This is a genomic window from Microbacterium sp. ZXT2-5 (assembly GCF_055329545.1).
On the sequence record NZ_JBUZWD010000001.1, the window covers coordinates 1,180,327 to 1,202,672 of the forward strand.

Consider the following 22,346-nt stretch of genomic DNA (forward strand, 5'->3'; position numbering starts at 1 on the left):
CTCCGAGGGCGAGTGCGAAGAAGACCGCGGCGGCGGCGGCGAGGAGTCGGCGCATGCCTCAGTCGACCTCCGTGTAGACCGGCTCGTAGTCGTCGCGGTCGATGCCGTCGATCACGATGGGGCGGCCACCGGCGACGACGATCTCGTCGTCGGCGAACACCTCGGCATCGCCGCCGGTGATGACCGCCACGATGTTCTCGAACGCCGTCGACCCGGGCGTGTAGAGCGAGCTGTGGCTGTCGATGGCGCTCGGCGTGCCGTTGCCCGGGACGTTGTAGTCCTCGATGTCGTCGCTGTCGGCGCGAGCGGCGTCGATCACGCCCGTCTCCAGCCGGATCACGCCGTCGGCGGTCAGGGTGGACTGCCCGTGCAGCGCGTGGAGATCGCCCTCGCGACCCTGGATGAGCCCCACGACCATGTCGTTGCGGCTCATCATCGCGTAGTGGGGCACGTCTGAAGTATGCGGGAAATCGGCGACGCCCGAGACGCCGTCGCCCATGCCCGCAGCGGCGACGTACAGCACGCGGTCGGCGCGGAGGCCGGCGGCTTCGGCGAGGCCGACCGTCGCCCCGCCGTAGCTGTGCCCGAGCACCGTCGTGGTCGCGCCCGCCGGGACCACGATCCCCGCTGTGAAGTCCCGCAGGCGCGGAGCGAGGGCGTGCGAGTACGACGTGCTCATGGCCTCGGGGATGGACTGCGGGAACGCGCCACCGGCCCACTGGAACACCGCCGACGTGCGACCGGCCGCCGCCTGCAGGTCGGCCGCGCGGGCGTCTCCGAACGCGGTCATGTCCGAGCCGGTGCCGGGAACCGAGACGGCGACGGACGTGACCCACGCCGGGATGTCACCGGTGACCGGGTCGAGCGGGCCGTGATACGTGGCGATCGCCTGACGCGCCGGGTCGAAGACCACGACGCGGGCGCCGATCTCGGTGCGGCTCGCACCGGACGCGTCGATGACCTGGATCTCCTGCGTGAGGAGGCCCTCGTACGCGTCGATGAGGCGCTGCTGCTCGGCGATGAGCGCCCCGTACGCCTGCTCGACGGCGTCGCGGCTGTGATACGCGCGGCCGAGCGCCGCGTCGCGGGCGGCTTGCAGCCGTTCGATCTCGGCGCGCCGGGCGGCGATCTCGTCCTCGATGTTCAGGCGGTTCGCGGCGACGCGGTCGCCGATGGGGACCCCGTCGAGGTTGCCGATGACGTGCGGGGCGCCGGCGATCAGCGCTTCCCGCTCGGCGTGACTGAGGCTGTCCCACACCTGCCGCACGAGACCCGGATCGGCGAGCGCGGCGATCTGCTCCGCCGTCACGGCGTCGGTGTCACCCGCCCACAGCGCGGTCGCCGCCACGAACCCGCCCCTGCCCACCGCGCCGTCGTGCGTGAGCTCGGTGATGAGCGGGATCGCCGCGAGCCGGGCGGCCGTGTCGTCGTCGAGCCGGTCCCGCTCCTCGCGCAGAGCGTTGTACGCGGCGCGCGACGACCGGTAGTCGTCGATCGCGGCCTGCCAGCTGTGGAGCAGCGACGGGTCGTCGATGTACAGCCACGACGGCAGCACGTCGTCCCAGTCCAGTGCCCACCCGACCACGAACTCCGACGCCGCATCGAGAGCCGCCTCCCGCCGCGAGCCGATCGCCGCGTGGTCGGCCGCGGCCCGCTGGAGCGCGGCTTCCGCGCGGCGCTGGAGGTCGGCGACGGCGTCGGCGTAGCCGTCGAGCACCCCCGCCGCCTCGTCGGCCGCGTCGGCGACGGCCGTGAACCGCCCCTGGGCGACCGTGACGCGCGGCCGCAGCGCGTCGACGCTCCGAGCCGTCACGGCGGCGAGCGCCGCGAGCGCCGCGCGGGCGGATGCGCTCTGGTCCCGTTCGACGGCCGCGCGGCCCCGGAAGAGCCCCGCGAGGTCGCGGATGGCGTCGACGCTTCCTTCGCCGGGATCGGCGGCGAGGCCCGGGAGGCTCATGCGCCGGCCCCCGCCATCCGGGCATCCAGGGCGCGCAGCTCGGTGTGCACGGTGTCGACGTCCGCCGACAGCTCCGCCGCGACCCCGGCCAGCGCGCTCATGGCCTGGCGGATCAGTGCGTCGACGTCGCCGACCGCGGACGCCACGACGTCGGAGCCGACGGCGGCGAGCGACGGGCAGAACGGGTCGACCGGGGCGACTCCCGCCCGCGTGAGGTGCGAGGTCGCCGCGGCGAAGTCGGAGTCTTCGAATGCGACGTCGGCCATGTCTCGACACACGCTAGCGGGGTCGGATCCAGCGGCCGAGGGGTACATTTCCCCATGTCCGCAGGCGTAGCGCCGGCCCCGCGATCGCGGCGTCAGCGGGCGGTGAACTCTATCCGGCCGCCCACGCGGCGGGCGCGGCATCCGGGCAGATCGATCGGGCCCTGACCCGTCCAGTCGGTCACGAGCCGTGCGACCTCGAGGGTCTGGGTGCGCGTCAGGCTCTCGTGGAACTCGCTGGACACGACATGACGGATGATGCGGTGGCGGAGAGCGGCGGGATTCGCGGCGAGGGCCGCGGCCGAGACCGAGATGCCGGCCTCCGCATGCTCGACGAGGTCTTCGATGGTCTCGTCGATCATCTCGTCGAAGGCCTCCGCGTCCTCGCGCAGCTGGGCCGCGGTGCGCGCGAGCGCCTCGGCGATGCCCGGCCCGAGCTCGGCCTCCAGCACCGGCAGCACCGTCTGGCGCACGCGCACCCGCGCGTAGCGGGCGTCGGCATTGTGCGGGTCGTGCCAGGGCGTCAGCCCCGCGGCCGCGCAGGCCGCGTGCGTGGTGGCCCGCCGCACGCCCAGCAGCGGGCGCAGGAGCGCGACGCCGTCGAGATCCGCGGCATCCGCCATCCCCTGCAGACTCGTGGCCCCGGCACCCCGCGCGAGGCCCAGCAGCACCGTCTCGGCCTGGTCGTCGAGCGTGTGACCGGTGAGGATGGCCGTGGCCCCCGCCGCGCGGGCGTGGGCGCGCAGCGCGCCGTAGCGCGCGTCGCGGGCAGCCGCCTCCGGCCCGCCCGCGTCTCCGACCTCGACCCGGGTGACGTGCGCCCCGAGCCCGAGCGCCTCGGCCTGCCGGGCCGCGGCGGCCGCGGCATCCGCCGATCCGTCCTGAAGCCTGTGGTCCACGATCACCGCGGCCACCCGCAGCCCGAGCTTCGGCGCCTCGAACGCCGTCGCGGCGGCCAGCGCGAGCGAGTCGGCCCCGCCGGACAGCGCCACGATCACCGTCGAGCCCTGCGCGAGGCCGGTGAGGGCGCGGCGGACCGCCAGTCGCACCTCGGCGACGGCGGGGTCGAGTCCGGGTCGGCGGTCGGTCACGCGACCCACGGTACCGGCCGAGGCCGCGCGCGCTCGCGAGGATCCGTGCGTCGCGGGGGTGCGCACCGGCGTGTCGCCCGGATTCGCGACGACGTTGAGCAGTTAGGGACCGGCCGAGCACCGGAACTAGGCTTGTCGCGGCAATCCACAGTCTTCGAAGGAGCACCGCTATGGGCGCGTACGACGCCGTCATCGAGATCCCGCGCAACAGCAAGATCAAGTACGAGGTCGACCACGGCACGGGCCGGGTGTTCCTCGACCGCATCCTGTACACGCCGATGGGCTACCCGACCAACTACGGCTTCTTCGAGAACACCCTCGGCGAGGACGGCGACCCGCTCGACGTGCTCGTGCTGCTCGACCACGACCTGGCCCCCGGCATCCTCGCGCAGGTTCGCCCCGTCGGCGTGCTGAAGATGAGCGACGAGGCCGGCGGTGACGACAAGGTCGTGGCCGTGCTCGCCAAGGACCCGCGCTGGGCGCACATCCAGGACGTCGCCGACATCCCGGAGTACACCCAGAAAGAGATCACGCACTTCTTCGAGCACTACAAGGATCTCGAGCCCGGCAAGTGGGTCAAGGTCGACGAGTGGGCGGACGCGGCCGAGGCCGAGCGGCTCGTCGACGAGGCCTTCGCACGGTTCGCCGAGCACGAAGGCCAGACCAAGACCCAGGGTGAGGGCGTCGCGCCGAACACGCTCTGACCTGTGCACATGCGGAGAGCGGATGCCGAGGCATCCGCTCTTCGTCGTTCTGGGGGGTCTGCGGTTCAGACCGAGATGCCGCGGTCGGCCATGAAGTAGATCGGGTTGACGGGGTAGCCGTTCCAGTACGTCTCGAAGTGGAGGTGGCAGCCGAACGAGTTGCCGGTGTTGCCCTCGCTCGCGATGAGCTGCCCCGCGCCGACCCACTGGCCGACGCCGACGAAGATGCCGCCCGAGCGGATGTGGGCATAGCCGGTGCCGATGCCGCCGCCGTGGTCGATCTTGATGTAGTTGCCGTAGCCGCCGTTCCAGCCCGCGTAGACGACGCGTCCTGCTGATGCCGCGTAGATGCCGGCCCCGCACCCGGCGGCGAGGTCGACGCCGTAGTGGAATCCGCTCGAGCAGTAGCTGTTGCCGCACTGCACGGTGCGCGGGCCGTATCCGGAGCTGCGCCATCCGGAGGACGGGCGAGCCCATCCGGTCCCGATGACCGCGCCGCCGCCGCCGCCGCCGCCTCCGCCGCCTCCACCGCCCCCGCCTCCGGCGGCCGCCTGCTCGCGCGCGATGCGCTCGGCCTCGGCGCGCGCGGCTGCGGCCGCGGCGGCGCGGGCTGCTTCCTCCGCCGCCTTGCGCACGCGCTCGCCCTCTTCGTACTGGGCGACCGTCTTGGCGGTGGTGTCCTGGAGGGCGGCCAGCTGCGCCTCGAGCTCGCCGCGCTTGGCGTTCTGTGCGTCGAGGGCGGCCTGCGCCTCGTCGGCGGCCTTCTGGGCTGCCGCCATCTTCTCTTCGGCGATCTTCTGCAGGCGGTCGCGCTCTGTGCGCTGCACGGCGGCCTGGTCACTGAGGCTCTGTGCCGAATCCCGTGCCGTGACGGCCTGGGCGTACACCGCCTGGTTGCGCTGGACGAGCTTGTCCATCGTGCCCAGGCGCGCGAGCAGATCGTCGGCCGAGGAGGCCGACCCGGCGAAGAAGAGCTCGAGCGACGTGTCGTCGCCGCCGTTGCGGTACAGCTGCGCGGCGACGCGTCCGGCCTTGTTGGTGGCGTCCAGCGCAGCCGCCGCCTGCTCGTCGGCCTGCTGCTGGAGCTGGTCGGCGCGGAGGGCCGCATCGAAGTACTCCTGCTGCGCCACGTAGAACTCGTCGGCCAGCTGCTGCGCGATCTGCCGCTTCGAGGCGACATCGGCCTCGAGCCCGGCGATCAGGTTCTGGATGTTGACGATCTCGGCGGCCTTCGCGGCCTCGTTCGCCCTGGCCGCGGCCACGTCGTCCCACGAAGGGTAGTCCGCGGCGAACGCGGGGCTCACGAGCGGCCCGAGCACTGCGCCGCCTGCGCTGAGCGCGGCGACGCCGAGGATGCCGAGTCCGAGCGCGGTGCGGCGGTTCATCGAGGGCCACAGCCGACGCTGCTCGAGCGGAGTGGGAGCGCAGCCGCAGTCGTCGACGGCATCGTCGGATGAGGCTTTCGCGGTGACTTCGTCGAGCTGCACCGGACCCTCCCCTCGCGGCGTCACTCTTTTCACACTAGCAACATCGGTAACATGCGCAAACCCCCACCTGCGCACGTCCGCCGCCGCTTCGGGCAGCGGTCACTGCGCAAGTCTCCGCCTCCGCCGCACGTTCCACAAGAGCGGCGCGCCCTCGATTCGCGTTTTGCCCGGCGATTACGTATGCTTGGTCCTCGGCAGTGAGCCCCCAAGGTTCACCCGGCCCCATCGTTTAGCGGCCTAGGACGCCGCCCTTTCACGGCGGTAGCACGGGTTCGAATCCCGTTGGGGTCACTCCACACAAATCAATAAGCATGGCCCTGTAGCGCAGTTGGTTAGCGTGCCGCCCTGTCACGGCGGAGGTCGCGGGTTCAAGTCCCGTCAGGGTCGCTCCGAGCGACGGGCCCTTTTCTCGAAGAGGGCCTTTCGTCTAGGACGCGGCAGGTCTTGCAAGAGAAACCACCGTGCGGCTCTGTAGCTCAGTTGGTAGAGCGTTCGACTGAAAATCGAAAGGTCACCGGATCGATGCCGGTCGGAGCCACAAGGGTGATCGTTACAGTCACCCCAGGAACCCTCGCGTAGCTTCTACATCGCGGGGGTTTCGCTTTTCCCGCAGCCGGGCCGACGTCAGGAGCTGCGAGTCGCCCACAGCATCCCTCTTTCGATGATCGTGCGAACGCTGACGTCGCGGAGGACCGACAGGCTGTGGCCGGGAGTCGCGACGAAGACGCGGCCCTGCCCCCACTCGCGCGTCCACACGGCCGGCGAGGTGATGGGGCGCTGCCAGGGGTGATACGGCTGGACGGGGTGCGTGGTCGTGGCCAGCACGTCGTTGAGGTCGTCGCTCAGCACCCAGTACTGCTCGGTGCGAAGGGTGAAGTCCTCCACGCCGGCCATGATCTCGTGCGAGCGCCCGAGCTCGGTGAGATCCACGGTGTAGCAGAGGAAGTTGTCGCGCTCGTCACCCTCACGCGCATCGGGGTGCTTGGACGGATGGGTGGCGAACTGACCGCCGATCAGCTGCAGGTAGTCGGAGCTGTCGCGATACGAGTCGGCGATGCCGCCGTGCCACCCGGCCAGTCCCGTGCCCCGCTCGACGGCGCCGCGCAGGCCCTTGAGCGCATCGGCCGAGATCTCGGACATCGTCACGCACTGCACGATCAGGTCGGTGCGGTCCATCTCGTCGCGGTCGGCGTAGACCTCGTTCGACTCCTCTATGCGCACGTCGAAGCCCCGCTGCTCGAGGAACGGAAGAAACACCTCGGTCGCCTCGACGGGTCGGTGACCCTCCCATCCCCCGCGCACGATCAAGGCGCGGCGTCCCTCGTGAGTCGTCGTCATCGACATCATCCCTCCGCATCGACGGGTGCTACGCCGTCACAATGCCAGCCGACGAAAACGAAACGGATGAAGTTTGCGCAAAATGGTTGCATGACCGATGGCGCACGAGTGACCCTCAGCGCGGTGGCCCAGCGCGCGGGGGTGAGCATCGCCACGGCCTCGCGGGCGCTGCGCGCGCGCGGCGAGATGTCCGCCGACACGCGAGCGAGGGTCTTCCGCGCGGCCGCCGAGCTCGGCTATCCCGGCACCGGCGGAGGGAGGGGCCGACCGCGCCGCGGCACCGCGTTGATGTTCGACCTCGTGCTCGGGCACTTCCACGACCCGTACACCGAGGAGATCACCGCCGGCGCCCGCACCACCGCCTCGTCGCTCGGCTACGACCTCGTCCTGACAGCTGAGCGGGACGACCCGGCCGACGACTGGCCCGAACGCATCCGCTCCCGCGGCTCCGCCGGCGTCGTCACCGGTCTCATCACCCCCACGAGCGCGCAGATCGTCGCGATGCAGCGCGCCGGCATCCCCCTGGTGCTGATGGAGCCGCCGTCCGAGGCGTCGAGGCCCCTGCCGAGCGTCCGCACGACCGACCGGGCAGGAGGCTCGGCGGCCGCCGAGCACCTCATCTCGCGGGGAGCCCGTCGCTTCGTCGTCATCGGCGGCGCCCCCTCCTACCGCTACGGCCGAGCGCGCGTCGAGGGGTTCACCGCCACCCTGGGCGAGCTCGCGCCCCAGGCGCCGTGCGTGCGGACGAGCGCGGACTGGAGCGCGTGGGACGCTCGCCGCGCGTGTGCACGGGCGCTGTCGGAGCTCGGCGGCGAGGGGCCGGTGGGGATCTTCGCCTGCTCGGACGAGATGGCGGCCGGCGCCTATCGGGCCGTCGCCGACAGCAGGCTCACCATCCCCCGCGACGTGCTCGTGGTCGGCTTCGACGATGTTCGAGGCGCACGGTGGCTGCATCCGTCTCTCACGACGATCCGCCAGCCGATCCGCGAGATGGCCGCGACCGCGGTGCGGCTCCTCGCGCGCGCCGCCGCCGGCGAAGAGGTGGCACCCGACGCGATCGTCATGCCGACCGAGCTCGTCGAGCGGGGCTCCACCCGCGCCGCGACCTAGATCGCCGTGGTTACGCCGGGCGCACCGGGAAGTACACCGAGTAGCGCTCGTCGACCACCTCGTGCAGCGGCACGAACCGGATCGCCTGCGGCTGCCCCACACTGCGATAGCGCACGAGCCACTGGGTCCACTGCCGCTCGTCGTCGGGCGCGAGCATCGTGGCCGCATCCTCGGAATCCCCGATGAGCGACACCTCGCGATCGACCAGGCCCGCCAGGACGGTCGGGCCCTCGACGAAGGCGACCGTCGACGGCTCGTCGGGAATCGGCACCGTCCGCACGGCGAAGGGGAACTCCACGGCGATCTCGGTCTCGCCCCCGGGATGATCGATCTCGAGCCACCGGTCGGCATGGTGCCAAGACGCCTCGGTGTGCACGCGGGGCGCGGCCGAAATCCACGCCGGCACGCGCAGACGCACCCGGTTCGCGCGTCCCGTGACGGTGACGCGCACGCGCAGCGCGCGCGGACGATGGCGGTCGCCGCCGGGTCCGGCATTGGCGTCGGGGCCGACGTACCGCGCGTCGTCGAGGAGGACGATGTCGATGCGCGCGTCGCGCTCGGGGATTTCGGCTCGGACAGGCACGTACTGCGCCACCGTCACGGCGGCGCCCGGTCCGGCGTACACCGCTGACTGTGCATGACGGGTGTGCGCCTGGACGAGCGTGCCGTGGCAGCACCAGAAGTCCTCGGTGGGGCTGCCCCACTCCTTGCGCGCGCCGCCTTCGAACGGGAGGAAGTACGCCACCATGCCGGTGCGCGGGTTCTGCTGGGCGAGCAGGCCGTTGTGCAGGTTGGTCTCGATGTAGTCCAGCGCCTCGACGTCTCCGGTCCAGCGGAAGATCACGTCCGCCAGCCGGATCATGTTGTACACCGAGCAGTGCTCCTGGGTCTTCGGCCCCCGACGGGCGGCGAAAGCGAAGGGCGGCGTCCAGATCTCACCCGAGGTCTGGCCGCCGGTGCAGAAGGTGCCGCGCTCGACGACCGCCGACCGCCAGTAGGCGGTAACGACCTCGCGCCACCGCTCGTCGCCGGTGACCTCGTACGCGCGAGCGGCTCCGAGCACCTCGGGAATCGTGGTGTTGGCGTGCATGTTGGTGAGCACGTCCTCTCCGGCCCGAAGCGGGTCGAAGAGGGTGCCGTGCCAGTAGCGGTCGAGCAGGTCCCGGTACCGCTCGTCGCCGGTGGCCTCGAGGAGATCGGCCCAGACCTCCAGCATCCCGCCGGTCTCGACGTCCAGGATCTGCTGGAATCTCCCGGGGTCGAACCCGCGCGCCCACCGTGCGATCGCCCCCGCCGCGCGGTGCGCGATCCCCAGCGCGCGCTCATCACCCACATCGCGCCACACGTCGACCAGTCCCATCAACGTCTTGTGGATCGCGTACTGGGGTGCCCACGTCTCGCGACCCTCACCCAGTCGCCGCAGGAACGACTCGGGGGTGGCGAACACCCACTCGCCGCCGTTCTCGTCCTGGCACCGCTCCAGCCCCGCCACCACGTTCTCGAGGCGACCGCGCAGCAGCGGGTCGCCCGTGGTGGCGACCTCGCGCGCCGCGGCCGACATCCAGTGCCCGAGGAAGTGCCCGCGCAGGAGCGACCCCGGGGTCTCCCAGCCCCAGTGGCGATCGAGGCCGCGGTCGGCGAGGTCGGCGCGCGACGGATGCAGGTGCCACGCCTGATCGGTGACTCCGGCCTCGAGAAGGTGATTCTGCAGCAGATTCCGCTCGGTCAGTGACGCGACGTACTCGCGGTTGAGGCGTCGGCGGTTCTCGAACGTTCCGGACGTGAGCCGGATCCGGCCGGGCTCGAGGGCGGTGGCGGACGGAGCGGACGAGCCAGGGGCGTCGGCGGCAGGGCGGGGCGCGGCCGAGCGGTGCGCGGCAGGGTTCGCAGTCACGATTTCTCCTCGGTGAGATCGATCTCTGACTGTACTCCTCTGCACCTCGACCACCACAATGGTCGGTATGAGCGAACTTCGCGTGGTCCACCTGTCATCCGCCGACGTGTCACTGGTGGTGGCCCAGCGCGAGGACGAGCTGCCGGCGATCGTGCACTGGGGCGCACGCCTGGACGTGTCGGACGACGACCTGCGCACCCTCGCCACCATCGACGATCGGCCGGGATTGTCGGCGGATTCCGACGTGCCGTACCGACCCAGCGTGCTCCCGGAGCACTCGCGCGGCTGGTTCGGACGACCCGGGCTGAGCGTGCACCGCGGGGGTCGCGCATGGTCTCCGCGCTTCCGCGCCGCGCCGATTCATGTGGCGGGAACCGCGGCCGCCGTCGGCGCGACCTCGCTCGGAGCGGCGGGCATCACCGTCGAGGCGAGCGACGAGTGGGCCGGCATCGCGGTCACCATGGAGATCGATCTCACTGCTGGCGGCCTGCTGCGCACACGTGTAGGGGTGCGCAACACCGGCACCGGAGCGGGCGAGGTGGACGTCGTCGAAGCGCTGCTCGCACTCCCGGTGCCCCTGCGTGCGAGCGAGATCCTCGACTTCAGCGGCAGATGGGCTCACGAGCGCATTCCGCAGCGTCACCCCGTGGTCCGCGGCACCCATGCGCGGGTCTCGCGCCGCGGCCGCACGGGACTGGACGCCACCACCGTCCTCGCCCTCGGCGTGCCGGGATTCGCCGCCGACACCGGTGAGACATGGCTCTGTCACGTGGGGTTCAGCGGCGACCACGAGCACGCCGTGGAGCGCACGGACGGCTTCCTGGCGTTCCGCGGCGGCGAACTGCTCCTTCCCGGGGAGGTGCGCCTGAAGGCCGGTGACCAGTACGTGTCCCCGTGGATCTTCGGCGCCTACGGCGACGGGTGGGACGCGGCATCCGCTCGGTTCCACGCCTACCTGCGGGAGCGCAATCGCGCCGGCACGCGTCCGCGACCGGTCACCCTGAACGTGTGGGAGGCGGTGTACTTCGATCAGGATGCCGCAACCATCACCGAGCTGGCCGAACAGGGCGCCGCCCTCGGCGTCGAACGGTTCGTGCTGGACGACGGCTGGTTCCGCGGGCGACGGGACGACCGCGCCGGCCTCGGCGACTGGGAGCCGGATCCGCACGCGTGGCCGGACGGGCTCCGGCCCCTCGCCGATCGGGTGCGCTCGCTGGGGATGGAGTTCGGGCTGTGGGTCGAGCCCGAGATGATCAACGAGGACTCCGACCTCGCCCGCGCCCATCCCGACTGGATCCTCCGCGCCCGCGACACCCTGCCCGCACGCTACCGCTTCCAGCAGGTGCTGGACCTCACCAATCCCGACGCGTACGCGCACATCCTCGGCCGGCTGGACGCCCTCGTCACCGAGATCGGCGTGAGCTATCTGAAGTGGGACCACAACCGCGATCTCGTCGACGCCGGGCATCCGGCCACCGGCGCCCCGGCGGTCCACGAGCAGACTCTGGCGGTGTACCGGCTCCTCGACGAGCTGCGGCACCGGCATCCACAGCTCGAGATCGAGAGCTGCGCGTCGGGCGGAGGGCGGGTCGACCTCGGCATCCTCGAGCGCACCGACCGCATCCATCCCTCCGACAGTCACGACCCCGTCGACCGTTTCCACATCCTCGGCTGGACGGGCCTGCTCGTGCCGCCGGAGATGATGGGATCGCACGTGGCCTCGGCGGTCTCGAGCACCACCGGACGCACCTCCACGCTCGCGTATCGCTGTGCCGTGGCGTTCCTCGGGCACTTCGGCATCGAGTGGGACATCCGCGAGCTGACCGACGACGAGCGGGAGGTGCTCTCGATGTGGATCGCGCGCTGGCGTCGTCACCGCGACCTCATCTCCACCGGACGAGCCGTGTCGGGCTCGAGCGACCTCGCCGCCCCGTCGCTGCGGGGCGTCGTGTCGCCCACCGGCGACGAGGCGATCTACACCGTCGTCACGCCGGCCACCAGCGCCGACGCGATGGCGCACCTGCGTCTTCCCGGGCTGGACCCGAGCCGCCGCTACCGGCTGAGGGCGAGCGCGCCCGAGTCGCTGGGTCCGCCCTGGCAGGTGCCGGCCTGGCTCGACGCGGCGACGCTCGACGGCGACGACGACGCCGCGGCGCCCGTGCTCAGCGGGGCCGCGCTCGGGATCGTGGGGCTCGACTTCCCCGTCTTCCACCCCGAGCGCGCGGCCGTCCTGCACGTCGAGGTGGTCGACTGAAGGGCGTCAGCGCGGCGGTGCCCCGCGCCAGCGCGTGATCGCCTCGGCGACGGCGTGGTCGCCCGCTCCCCGCGCCGCTTCGGCGGCGTGTGCGGATGCCGCGGCGAAGACGTCGTCGAGGCGCACCGACTCACCGGACCGAGCCGAGGCGAGGGCGGCCTCGACCATCGCGAGGCTCCAGATGTTGGCCCGCACTTCGCCGGAGGGGACCGGGCCGCCGTCCAGCGCGGCGACGAACTCGGCCAGCGCGGCATCGAGCCCTTCGTCCCCGTCCCCGACCGGCACCGTCCGCGGCTCTCCGTCGCGACCCTGGGCGCTCACCCCGGCTTCGCCGTCCCACGTCACCGAGCCGGCGGCGGCGCTCGCGCGCCACGATCCGTTCCACGAGGTCGTCAGGCCGTCGGCGCACCAGCTGCCCGAGTAGGAGAAGCGGGCGCCGTCGTCGAAGCGGAACACCGCTTCTGCCGCCGCGCCCCCGCGGTACCAGCTCCACGGCGGCGAGAACTCGTCGCAGTACACCGAGACGGGGTCGGCGCCGAGCACGTATCGCGCCTGATCGAAGGTGTGGATGGCCATGTCGATGAGGAGGGGCGATTCCATCTCGTCTCGGAATCCGCCGAAGCGCGGGTTCTGGAAGAACAGCGCTGTCAGCTGCGCCGCGCCCCCGGCGGCGGCCACCTCGTCGCGGAAGGCGCGGATGCCGGCGGAGTACCGCCGGGACTGGCTGGTGGCGAGCAGCACACCGGTGAGCTCGCTCACCGCGGCGAGCGCGAGCGCGTCCGACACCGTCGGAGTGACGGGCTTCTCGCTGAGCACCGGGACGCCCTGCCGAAGGGCGGCTTCGCTGACCGCGCGGTGCGCCTCGGGGATGGTGACGTTCAGCAGCATCCCCGGGTGTCCTGCCGCCGCGAAGGCCTCGTCGACCGACGCGACGCACGGGATGTCCCATCCGCGCTCGCCGGCGGCCGCACGTGCGGTCTCTACCGATACGTCCACGATCGCGCTCACGCGGAGGTCGTCGCGGCGGGCGACGGTGTCGAGCCACGCGCGTCCCATCCCGCCGGCGCCGACGACGACGACGTCCCTCATGCGAGCACCTCGCCGTCCCACTCGCGGGGCGTGTCGAACTCGCCGGCGCGGTGCATCGTGAGGCGCGGGACGACGCGGGGGCGCTCCTGCCTGGCCCACGCCGCCGCGTTGGCGAGCACCCGCTGGATCTCTGGCTGGTGGTAGACGGGGTACTCCTGGTCGCCGGGCGAGAAGTAGAAGATGCGCCCGTGACCGCGCGAGAACGTCATGCCCGAGCGGAAGACCTCTCCGCCGGTGAACGTGGAGACGAACACCAGCTCGTCGGGGACGGGCACGTCGAAGAACTCGCCGTACATCTCCTGCGAGGGGATCACGATCGGATGCGGGACGCCGACGGCGATCGGATGCGTCGGCGCGACCGTCCACACCAGCTCGCGGTCGTCCCCCTGCCGCCAGCGCAGCGAGCACGTCGTGCCCATGAGGCGGATGAAGATCTTCGAGAAATGGCCCGAGTGCAGCACGACGAGCCCCATCCCGGCGAGGACGTGACGCTGGACGCGCTCGACCACGACGTCGTCGACCGCGTCGTGGCGCAGATGACCCCACCAGAACAGCACGTCGGTCGCGGCGAGTCGCTCCTCGGTCAGGCCGTGCTCGGGGTCGTCGAGCGTGGCGGTCTCGACGACCGCGTCGTCCGGCAGCAGCCGGCGGAGCCCCGCCGCGATCGTGCCGTGCATGGTGTCGGGGTACAGCCGCTGCGTCGTCTCGTCGTGCTTGTCGTGGTGATTCTCGCCCCACACGAGCACGCGGATCCCTGGGTCCGGTGCTGATGTCGTCCGTCCTGATGTCACTGCGCTGACCTTCCTTCCTTGCCGTCCTCAGCCCACGCGGTCCGGCCCGCCCGGGCGAGGAGGATGCACCGGTCTCCGGACAGACGCACCCGCGCCTCGACGGGCCGATCGGCGGCCGACGGCCCCGCCGAGAGCACCACGACACCGGGGTCGACGGCCAGGCGGCCATCGGCGCCGGTGGCGGCCAGCCGTGCCGCCTCGAGGGTGAAGCGCACGGTGCGCCGCTGCCCGGCGGGCACGTGGATGCGGGCGAACCCGACCAGCTGCACGTCGGGGCGCACCACGGACGACGACGGGAAGGATGCGTAGAGCTGAACGACCTCGATGCAGTCCTCGCCGCTGTTGCCGACGGTCACCGCCACCTCGGCTGCTCCCGTCGTGGGGACGATGAGCGGCGTGGAGAGGTCCTCATAGGCGATCCGACCGGGAGTGATGCCGAAGCCGAACGGGTACAGCGGGGTGGGGTCGGCCACCGTGATGCCCGCATTGTGCCGGCCCAGAGGCGGCTGCAGGTAGGTGCCGGCGGCGGCGGGCGACCGCGGGATCTGCACCGGCAGCCTTCCGCTCGGGGCCACACGCCCCGAGAGGACCCCGGCGACGGCGGCGGCCCCCTCGGCTCCGGGGAAGAACGCCTGCACGATCATGCCCGCCGCACCGTAGTCACCGAGGGCGTACGGCCGGCCCGACACGACGACGAGCGCGGTCGGTGTGCCCGTCGCGAGGACCGCCCGCACGAGTTCGTCTTGGCGGCCGGGCAGTCGCAGATCGTCGGCGTCGCATCCCTCGCCAGAGGTGCCGGCGCCGAAGAGCCCCGCCACGTCGCCGACGACGAGGATCACCGCATCGCTGTCGCGGGCCAGGTCCACGGCATGCGCGATCCGGGCGTTCTCGTCGCCCACGATCGCGCACCCGGGCTCGGTGACGACGACGGATGCCTCGAACTCGGCGCGCACCGCCTCGTCGATCGTGGGGATCGCGATGCCGGGGTCGTGTCCGGGGTACTTGGTGAGGACGTGGTTGGGGAAGGCGTAGCAGCCGAGCAGGCTGCGGTACTCAGCGGCGGCCGGGCCGATGAGGCCGATCTGCGCCCCCGGTCGCAGCGGGACCGTGCCGTCGTCCTTGAGCAGGACGATCGATTCCTCGGCCAGCCGCGACGACAGCGCGCGATTGCGGTCGCCGTCCAGGCATACCTGTTCCGCACCGTCCGGGACGATCGCCCCGCCGTCGAGGAGTCCCGCCTCGATCTTGTGGCGCAGGTGCCGGACGGCGGCACGGTCGATGTCACTCTCGTCCACCAGCCCCTCGCGCACCAGACGCGGCAGGGCGGCGTATGCCACCGTCGAGGGCAGCTCGACATCCACGCCCGCCCGGAGGGCCAGCGCACCGGCGGCCGCGGCGTCGGCGGCCACCCGGTGCATCGACACCAGGAACGGCACGGCCCAGTAGTCGGCGACCACCGTGCCGTCGAAACCCCACTCGGTGCGCAGCACGCCGTCCAGCAGCTCGCGGTTGGCGGTGCTCGGCATGCCGTCGACGTCGGTGTACGAGGTCATGACGCTGCGGGCCCCGCCCTGCCGGAGCGCCGTTTCGAACGGGGGCAGCACCGTGTCGGCGAATTCGCGCGGGCCCATGCTGACCGGAGCGTGGTTGCGGGCTCCGCGCGAGGCGGCGTACCCGGCGAAGTGCTTGAGTGTGGCGATGACGCCGGCGCTCTCGAGCCCCGCGACGTAGGCCGCACCGATCTGACCGACGACGTACGGGTCCTCGCCGAGGGTCTCCTCGACGCGGCCCCAGCGGTAGTCGCGCACGACGTCCAGGACCGGGGCGAGTCCCTGGTGCACGCCGATCGCACGCATGTCCTCGCCGATGGCGCGAGCCATCTCGCGCACCAGATCTTCGTCGAAGCTCGCGGCCCACGCGAGCGGGGTGGGGAAGGCGGTGGCGCCGAGCGCGGCGAGACCGGTGAGGCACTCCTCGTGCACCAGCGCCGGAATGCCGAGCCGCTGCTGCGCGATCACCTTCCGCTGCAGCTCGCGTAGCCGGGCCACGCCCTCGGGCACGGTCACCGGCGCCGTGCCGTACACGCGGGTCAGCTGGCCCAGGCCGTGGGTGAAGGGGTCACCGGCGTCGGAGGCGTCGGCGTCGCCCTCGAGCTTGGGGGCGAAGGCGTCGGCGGAATCGGTGAGCCACACCGACCCCAGCTGCGCGACCTTCTCTTCCAGAGTCAGTTCGTCGACGAGTGCCTGGGCGCGCTCTCGCGCGCTCAGCGTCGTATCGCGCCACCGACCCTCGTCGACGACGCCTGCGTTCACGCTCATCAGCCCTTGAACGCTCCGTCCATGATCCCGGCGACCATGCGACGGCCGACGAAGAAGAAGACGATCAGCAGCGGCAGGGTGGCCATGAACGACCCGCCCATCGTCAGCGCCAGGTCGATCGTACGGTTGGCCTGCAGCTGCTTCAGCACGATCTGGACCGTGAACAGCTCGGGCGACTTCAGCACGATGAACGGCCACATGAAGTCGTTCCACACCGCCGTGAAGGTGATGAGCCCGAGCACGAACGCCGCCGGACGCACGACGGGGAAGCCGATGCGCCAGAAGATCTGCCAGCTGTTGGCCCCGTCGATGCGCGCGGCCTGCATGAGCTCGTCGTTCAGCGTCGTGGCCATGTGCTGACGCATCCAGAAGATGCCGAAGGCGCTCGCCAGCCCCGGAACGATGATCGCCTGCAGCGTGTCGACCCAGTCGAGCCACGAGATGATCAGGTACTGCGGGATCACACTGAGCTGCGCCGGCACCGTCATGGTGAGCAGCACGATCAGGAACAGTGCGTTGCGGCCAGGGAACTGCAGTTTGGCGAAGGCGAAGCCGGCCAGTGCGCACAGCAGCGAGGCGATCACCGCGATCGACAGCGACACGATCACGCTGTTGAGCAGCGATTGGAAGAACGGCACGGTGTCGAAGACCTTGCCGGCGATTTCGAAGAAGTTGAACCCGGGGTAGAGGCGCGGGGGGATCGAGGTGACCGCCGAGGCCCCCACCGACGCGATGACGAACATGTAGTACAGCGGGAAGACGCTGACGAGCACCGCGATGATGAGCATCAGGTAGACGGGCCACGACACGCGGCCTGCCCGGGCCCCGCGCCCGGGGCGACGCTTCTGCGGACGAGTGAGCGCCTCCTGGCCCGCCTGCGGGACCGCCTGATCGATGACGTCGGACATCAGCGCGCCTTCCGGGTGCGAGTGGTCAGGTAGAAGTTGATGAGCGACACGACGACGACGATGAGGAACAGTGCGACGCCGATCGCCGAGCCGTAGCCGAACTCGAACTGCCCGAAGCCCTGCTCGTAGAGGAACAGCGCGAGGGTCTGGCACTGGCGTCCGCCACCGCAGGTGAGTCCGGACTCGGGTGCCACGAGAAGCGGCTCGGTGAAGATCTGCAGCCCGCCGATCGTCGACATGATGACGGTGAAGATGATGATCGGGCGCAGAGACGGGATGGTGAGGTGGATGAACTGCTGCCACCCGGATGCCCCGTCGACCGAGGCCGCCTCGTACATCTCCCGCGGGAGCGCCTGGAGCCCCGCGAGGTAGAGCAGCGTGTTGTAGCCGAACCAGCGCCACATCACCATCGACGAGATGACGATCCACGACCCGACCTGCGAGGACAGGAAATTGACCGCGGGGATGCCGAAGATGCCGAGCACCCAGTTGATGAGGCCGAAGTTGCGGTCGAAGATCTGGGCGAAGACGAGCGCGGTGGCCGCCACCGAGGTGATGTAGGGCACCAGCAGGGCCATGCGGAAGAAGTTCGCCCACTTGAGCATGGCGTGGTTGAGCAGGTGGGCGAGCCCGAGCGCCAGCAGGAGCTGCGGGATCGTGGAGATGAGGAAGATGCCGAACGTGTTCACGAACGCGTTCCAGAAGCGGGGGTCCTGGAACAGCCGCTCGAAGTTGGCGAGTCCGACGAAGGTCTGCTCGCCGATGGGGTTCCAGTCGAACAGCGCCACGTAGAAGGTGAAGACGAGCGGGAACAGCCCGAAGATCGCGAAGATGACGAAGAACGGCGCGATATAGACGTACGGCGCGATGCGCTCGCCGAAGCTCTGCCGGATGCGCGACGGCGGTCGGTCAGCTCGGCGGGTCTTGCGCACGGAGATGAGGGTGGCGGTTTCGGTCGCGGGAGCGGTGACGGTCATCTTCCTCTGCCTCGGTCGGGACGGTGGCCCGGGCGCGCCGGGCCACCGTCTGTCGAAGGGGGTCAGCCCCCGATGGCTGCTTTCGCGCTGTCGAGGCCTGTCTGCCAGGCATCCTCGGGCGCGACGTTGCCCGCCTGCATGTCCACGAGCGCGTTCAGCAGCGCACCGCCGATAGCACTGGTGTCGGGACCGTTGTAGAACGACTGGAAGTTCATCACCGAGTCGCTCATGATCTGACCGATCGGAGAGTCGCCGTAGAACGGGTCGGTGTAGCTCTTGACCTCGTCGCTCTCGAGCGCCGCCTCGGCCGCGGGGAAGGTGCCCGTCTCGGCGAAGTGCTCGGTCTGACCCTCGGGCGACAGCATCGTCTCGATGTACTGCCAGGCCGCCTCTTTGTTCTCAGCACGGGCGGGGATGGCGATGACGCTGCCGCCCCAGTTGCCGCCGACGCCGGGGATCGAGGCGATGCGCCACTTGCCCTCGGTGTCGGGGGCGTCGTTCTTGAGGCCCGAGAGGATCCAGGACGGCGCCGTGGTGACGGCGAACGCGCCGTTGGCCTTGCCGGGCGCCCAGCCCGAGGACCATGCCGGGATGTCGGCGCTGATACCGGCCTCGTAGGCGCGCACCGCGACGTCGAAGGCTTCCTCGACCTCGGGGTTGGTGTCGTAGACGAGCTCCCCTTCAGGCGTGTAGTACTTCTCGCTCACCTGGTTCACCGTGGAGAAGAAGACCGAGGTCTCGACGTTGTCGACGAACGGCTCGCCGGTGGCCTCGGTGTACTGCTCGCCCATGGCGATGAAGTCATCCCACGTCGACCACATCTCCGCCACCTCCGCCGGGTCGGTGGGCAGGCCCGCCTGCTCGAAAAGGTCCGCGCGGTAGGCGAAGGCCAGGCCGCCGACGTCGGTCGGGATGCCGATGATCGATCCGTCCTCGGCGGTGGCTCCCTCGATGGCCCAGTCGAGGTATCCGTCGCCGATGTCGTCCCCGCCGAGCGTGCGCAGGTCGACGAAGTTGCCGGGGTTCTCGACGAACTTCGGCAGGTCGTCGTTCTGGATCATGACCAGGTCGGGCACCCGACCGCCTGCCAGGGCGGCCGTCAGCGCGGTCGCCGTCTCGGTGGTACTGCCGACCTCCGAAAGCTTGACCTTCGCGTCGGGGTTCTTCTCGAGGTACCGGTCGACCGAGTCCTTCTGACCGATTCCGGTGAATGACCAGAACTCGAACTCGGCGTTCGGGTCTCCGGCCTCGGAGCCGGAGCCGGAGCCTCCTGAGCATCCTGAGATCAGCAGCGCGAGTGCGCCGACGGCGGCGATGGGCAGGGCCAGTTTGCGACGATTCACAACTGCTCCTCTTCCTTGGGGGACATGTGAGTGCGGGAGATGACGGAATCTCACCGTGCGAGAGATCGTTCTCTCGTCCGCGAGCCACAGTAGCGATGCAACGTTGAAAAGCGCAAGCCTGCTCACGGAAAGCGCTTCTCAGAGACGTTCGGTGCCTTTCCACGGCGCGGCTGTCAGAACGCAGCACGTCCCGAGCACGCGTACGTGCAATGATCGACGTGATCGTGAGATCGATCTACGGCGGATGTGCATTTCTTCGGAGGGGAAGCCATGGCCCGACCCACCATCGTCGACGTCGCCCAGGCGGCGGGCGTCTCACGCGCCACCGCCGCTCGCGTGCTCGCCGGGGCGACGAACGTCGACCCGGCGATGACGGAGGCCGTAGCGCGCGAGGCTCGGCGACTGGGCTACGAGACCAACTTCGCCGCACGGGTGCTGCGCGGCGGAAGGGCCGGCTCGATCGGCCTGGTCATCGCCTTCGACGAGCTCGGCAGTCTCAGTGGCACGTTCTTCACGGCCGTGCTCAAGGGGGCGGCGAAGGGCCTGTCGGCCGGCGAGGTGCAGCCGGTTCTGCTTCCCGCCGATCATGAGGACCTCGATCGGATCCCGCGGTTCCTGCGCTCGGGAGCACTCGACGGCGTGATCGTCATCCTGCAGCACGAGATCACCCATCTCGTCGAGAGCCTCGCCCAGTCGCCGATCCCGGTCGCCTGGGTGGGCAGACCGCACGCCGACATCGGCCCCGACCCGATCGTGATCGACTCCGACAACTACGGGGGCGGCGTCCTCGCCGCGCGTGCGCTCGTCGAGCGCGGGCGGCGTTCGATCGGCATCATCACCGGTCCGCTCGATCTCGAGCAGGCTCGCGAGCGGACGCGCGGATGGACGGACGAACTCGCCCGTCACGGCATCCAGCCCGGCCCGATCGTCCACGGCGACTTCACGCTCGACAGCGGCACCGCGGCGATGGCGCGTCTGCTTCAGCGCGACCCCGATCTCGACGGGGTCTTCGCGTCGTCCGACCTGATGGCCGCCGGTGCGATGCGCGTCCTGCAGGCGGCGGGTCGTCGCGTGCCGACGGACGTGTCGGTCGTCGGCTTCGACGACGTGCTCATCGCGAGCACGTCCGACCCCCCGCTCACGACGGTCCGGCAGCCCTTGGAAGAGATGGGCCGCGCGGCGGCCGACACGCTCCTCGCCACCATCCGGGGACTGCCTGCCGAGAAGGAGCAGCTGCTGCCCACGTCGCTCGTCCGTCGCGAGTCGCTCTGAGATGCCCGTCCCGCCGCACAAGGTGCTCATCAGCACGGATGCCGCGAACGAGGTCGACGACCAGTTCGCCGTCGTGCATGCTCTGCTCTCGCCCGTCCTCGACGTGCGGGGGATCCTGCCGGCTCACTTCGGACGAGAGGGCAGCTGCGCCGAGTCCCGCGCCGAGGTGGACCTCCTGCACTCGCTGCTCGGAGCCGCCGGGCACCGTGTCGTCGCCGACGGCGCGGACGCGGCGCTCCCGGATGAGCGGACGCCGCGCCCGTCGGCGGCCTCGGCCCTGATCCGGCACGAGGCGCGATCCGACGACCGGCGCCTGCGCATCGCGGTGCTGGGGCCGCTCACCGATGTCGCGTCTGCGCTGCTCGAGGACCCGGCACTCGTAGACGCTGACCCCCTGATCGTGTGGATCGGCGGCCCGCCGTACGAGGGCGTCGTCGGGTACTCACCCGAGTTCAACCTGTCGAACGACGTCGCCGCGCCGAACGTGGTGATGGCCTCCGGCGTCGAGGTATGGCAGGTTCCGATGCCCGTCTACACGATGATCGGGGTCGGGCACGCGGAGCTCGTCGAACGCCTCGGCGGTACGGGGGCGCTCGCGGACTACTTGGTCGAGCGTGTCATCGCCTTCAACGCGCAGGTCGACTACGGTCCCATGGACTTCCGCTCGCTCGGCGACAGCCCGGCCATCGGCGCGCTGCTCAATCCGCTCGGCGCTCGGTGGAGCCTCCGCCCGCCGCCGCGGTTCAGCGCCGACGGCGAGGTGATCGGCACCATCGACGCCTCACGTCGCATCCGCGTGTGCGAGGCCGTCGACACCCGCTGGCTCATCGAGGACATGTTCGCCAAGCTGCGGGCCTTCGGCCGTCGCGAGACACCCGATTGATCGTTCCGCCAGCCCCCTTCTCGCGCCTGGATCGATGATGCGGGCGGGATGACGGGGAGCGGCCGAGGGACGAGGTCGATTCGCGTCACCGCCGAACGCGGTAGCCGAGGTACACAGCCCCGTTGCCGAAGCGGCGCTCGTCGATCAGCTCGAGGTCGAGTCGCAGCCCCTCGTCGAGGAATCGGATGCCGCCGCCGACCACGGCCGGCGACACCACGACGTGCACCTCGTCGAGGATGCCGGCGCGCGCGGCCGCCGAGCCGAGCCGCCCGCCGCCGATCGCGACGGGTGCGGGCGAGGCATCCGCCATCCGTCGCACCTCGGCCACGTCGAAGTCCGGCCGCAGCGCGGTGCGGCTCGTCGTGACCGCGTCGAGCGTGCGTGAGTACACGATCTTGTCGCTCCCGCGCCACTCGAGCGCGAACGCGCGCTCCGGCGGCGACAGCTCGTCGAGGTCGAGCTCGTCCCACACCTTCATCACGTCGTAGACCCTGCGGCCGTACAGGTGCGTGCGGGCGGGCGCGACGAGGTCGTTGACGAACGAGTGCACTTCCTCATCGGGCACGGCCCAGTCCCAGCGGCCGTCCGGACCGGCGATGTAGCCGTCGAGCGAGGCGGAGTTGAAATACACGAGCGAGCCCATGAGTCGGCACGCTACTCGCCGCCG

General features: G+C 70.9%; 18 protein-coding genes and 3 tRNA genes. 8 read left to right on the forward strand and 13 right to left on the reverse strand.

Translation table 11 applies throughout. From position 1 onward, the window contains the following. Positions 1–58: 58 nt before the first annotated feature. The 3 genes from ACZBH1_RS05125 to tilS all read right to left on the reverse strand — a co-directional run bounded on the left by ACZBH1_RS05125 (position 59) and on the right by tilS (position 3,311). On the reverse strand, positions 59–1,957 hold the full coding sequence (locus ACZBH1_RS05125) for an alpha/beta hydrolase family protein (RefSeq protein WP_452323905.1): 1,899 nt from the start codon (positions 1,955–1,957) through the stop codon (positions 59–61). Then, complete coding sequence (locus ACZBH1_RS05130) at positions 1,954–2,223, reverse strand: hypothetical protein (RefSeq protein ID WP_452323904.1); 270 nt, start codon at positions 2,221–2,223, stop codon at positions 1,954–1,956. The genes ACZBH1_RS05125 and ACZBH1_RS05130 overlap by 4 nt, the downstream gene beginning before the upstream one ends. Before the next feature lie 92 nt (positions 2,224–2,315). Then, complete coding sequence (gene tilS / locus ACZBH1_RS05135; protein ID WP_452323903.1) at positions 2,316–3,311, reverse strand: tRNA lysidine(34) synthetase TilS; 996 nt, start codon at positions 3,309–3,311, stop codon at positions 2,316–2,318. A 170-nt stretch (positions 3,312–3,481) separates the two neighbouring features. Between tilS and ppa the strand changes: the two genes are divergently transcribed. Continuing rightward, the gene (ppa, locus tag ACZBH1_RS05140) at positions 3,482–4,015 is read left to right on the forward strand and encodes an inorganic diphosphatase (RefSeq protein ID WP_336393812.1); all 534 of its coding nucleotides are present in this window, start codon (positions 3,482–3,484) and stop codon (positions 4,013–4,015) included. Positions 4,016–4,080: 65 nt separating this feature from the next. Here the strand turns inward: ppa and ACZBH1_RS05145 are convergent, their stop codons facing one another. Next, positions 4,081–5,502 carry a M23 family metallopeptidase gene (locus tag ACZBH1_RS05145; RefSeq protein WP_378879719.1) on the reverse strand — a complete coding sequence of 474 codons (1,422 nt, stop codon included), beginning with the start codon at positions 5,500–5,502 and terminating at the stop codon, positions 4,081–4,083. Between the two features lie 218 nt (positions 5,503–5,720). Here ACZBH1_RS05145 and ACZBH1_RS05150 point away from each other — a divergent pair. From ACZBH1_RS05150 to ACZBH1_RS05160, 3 genes are all read left to right on the forward strand, one after another. After that, positions 5,721–5,793: transfer RNA gene (locus ACZBH1_RS05150), tRNA-Glu, on the forward strand. Between the two features lie 22 nt (positions 5,794–5,815). Then, positions 5,816–5,889, forward strand: a tRNA-Asp gene (locus ACZBH1_RS05155). A gap of 78 nt (positions 5,890–5,967) precedes the next feature. After that, positions 5,968–6,040, forward strand: a tRNA-Phe gene (locus ACZBH1_RS05160). Between the two features lie 86 nt (positions 6,041–6,126). On the opposite strand, the gene ACZBH1_RS05165 is transcribed toward ACZBH1_RS05160, so the two are convergent. Continuing rightward, the gene (locus tag ACZBH1_RS05165; RefSeq protein ID WP_463645715.1) at positions 6,127–6,840 is read right to left on the reverse strand and encodes a ThuA domain-containing protein; all 714 of its coding nucleotides are present in this window, start codon (positions 6,838–6,840) and stop codon (positions 6,127–6,129) included. A 90-nt stretch (positions 6,841–6,930) separates the two neighbouring features. Here ACZBH1_RS05165 and ACZBH1_RS05170 point away from each other — a divergent pair, with 90 nt between their 5' ends. After that, complete coding sequence (locus ACZBH1_RS05170) at positions 6,931–7,950, forward strand: LacI family DNA-binding transcriptional regulator (protein ID WP_463645716.1); 1,020 nt, start codon at positions 6,931–6,933, stop codon at positions 7,948–7,950. Positions 7,951–7,960: 10 nt separating this feature from the next. Here ACZBH1_RS05170 and ACZBH1_RS05175 read toward each other — a convergent pair whose 3' ends face one another. Further along, the gene (locus ACZBH1_RS05175) at positions 7,961–9,844 is read right to left on the reverse strand and encodes a beta-L-arabinofuranosidase domain-containing protein (protein WP_463645717.1); all 1,884 of its coding nucleotides are present in this window, start codon (positions 9,842–9,844) and stop codon (positions 7,961–7,963) included. Between the two features lie 67 nt (positions 9,845–9,911). On the opposite strand from ACZBH1_RS05175, the gene ACZBH1_RS05180 reads away from it, so the two are divergent. Next, positions 9,912–12,098, forward strand: a complete 2,187-nt coding sequence (locus ACZBH1_RS05180) for an alpha-galactosidase (RefSeq protein ID WP_463645718.1) — start codon at positions 9,912–9,914, stop codon at positions 12,096–12,098. Positions 12,099–12,104: 6 nt separating this feature from the next. On the opposite strand, the gene ACZBH1_RS05185 is transcribed toward ACZBH1_RS05180, so the two are convergent. The 6 genes from ACZBH1_RS05185 to ACZBH1_RS05210 all read right to left on the reverse strand — a co-directional run bounded on the left by ACZBH1_RS05185 (position 12,105) and on the right by ACZBH1_RS05210 (position 19,524). After that, on the reverse strand, positions 12,105–13,187 hold the full coding sequence (locus ACZBH1_RS05185) for a Gfo/Idh/MocA family protein (protein ID WP_463645719.1): 1,083 nt from the start codon (positions 13,185–13,187) through the stop codon (positions 12,105–12,107). Beyond that, positions 13,184–13,978, reverse strand: a complete 795-nt coding sequence (locus tag ACZBH1_RS05190) for a ThuA domain-containing protein (RefSeq protein WP_463645720.1) — start codon at positions 13,976–13,978, stop codon at positions 13,184–13,186. Before ACZBH1_RS05190 ends, ACZBH1_RS05185 begins: the two co-directional genes overlap by 4 nt. After that, a complete protein-coding gene (locus ACZBH1_RS05195; protein ID WP_463645721.1) occupies positions 13,975–16,296 on the reverse strand; it encodes a beta-glucosidase family protein in 2,322 nt (773 codons plus the stop codon). Before ACZBH1_RS05195 ends, ACZBH1_RS05190 begins: the two co-directional genes overlap by 4 nt. After that, on the reverse strand, positions 16,296–17,204 hold the full coding sequence (locus ACZBH1_RS05200; RefSeq protein WP_336393820.1) for a carbohydrate ABC transporter permease: 909 nt from the start codon (positions 17,202–17,204) through the stop codon (positions 16,296–16,298). Before ACZBH1_RS05200 ends, ACZBH1_RS05195 begins: the two co-directional genes overlap by 1 nt. Further along, entirely contained in the window at positions 17,204–18,181 is a 978-nt protein-coding gene (locus tag ACZBH1_RS05205) for a carbohydrate ABC transporter permease (RefSeq protein ID WP_336393821.1), read from the reverse strand. Before ACZBH1_RS05205 ends, ACZBH1_RS05200 begins: the two co-directional genes overlap by 1 nt. A 62-nt stretch (positions 18,182–18,243) precedes the next feature. Next, the gene (locus ACZBH1_RS05210; protein ID WP_378879698.1) at positions 18,244–19,524 is read right to left on the reverse strand and encodes an ABC transporter substrate-binding protein; all 1,281 of its coding nucleotides are present in this window, start codon (positions 19,522–19,524) and stop codon (positions 18,244–18,246) included. A gap of 270 nt (positions 19,525–19,794) precedes the next feature. On the opposite strand from ACZBH1_RS05210, the gene ACZBH1_RS05215 reads away from it, so the two are divergent. Further along, a complete protein-coding gene (locus tag ACZBH1_RS05215) occupies positions 19,795–20,796 on the forward strand; it encodes a LacI family DNA-binding transcriptional regulator (protein ID WP_336393823.1) in 1,002 nt (333 codons plus the stop codon). Between the two features lies 1 nt (position 20,797). Next, positions 20,798–21,679 (forward strand): nucleoside hydrolase, encoded by an 882-nt coding sequence (locus ACZBH1_RS05220; protein ID WP_463645722.1) that lies wholly within the window; start codon positions 20,798–20,800, stop codon positions 21,677–21,679. A gap of 85 nt (positions 21,680–21,764) precedes the next feature. On the opposite strand, the gene ACZBH1_RS05225 is transcribed toward ACZBH1_RS05220, so the two are convergent. Next, positions 21,765–22,322: a dihydrofolate reductase family protein gene (locus ACZBH1_RS05225; RefSeq protein ID WP_463645723.1), complete on the reverse strand. Its 558-nt coding sequence runs from the start codon at positions 22,320–22,322 to the stop codon at positions 21,765–21,767. Positions 22,323–22,346: the final 24 nt, after the last annotated feature.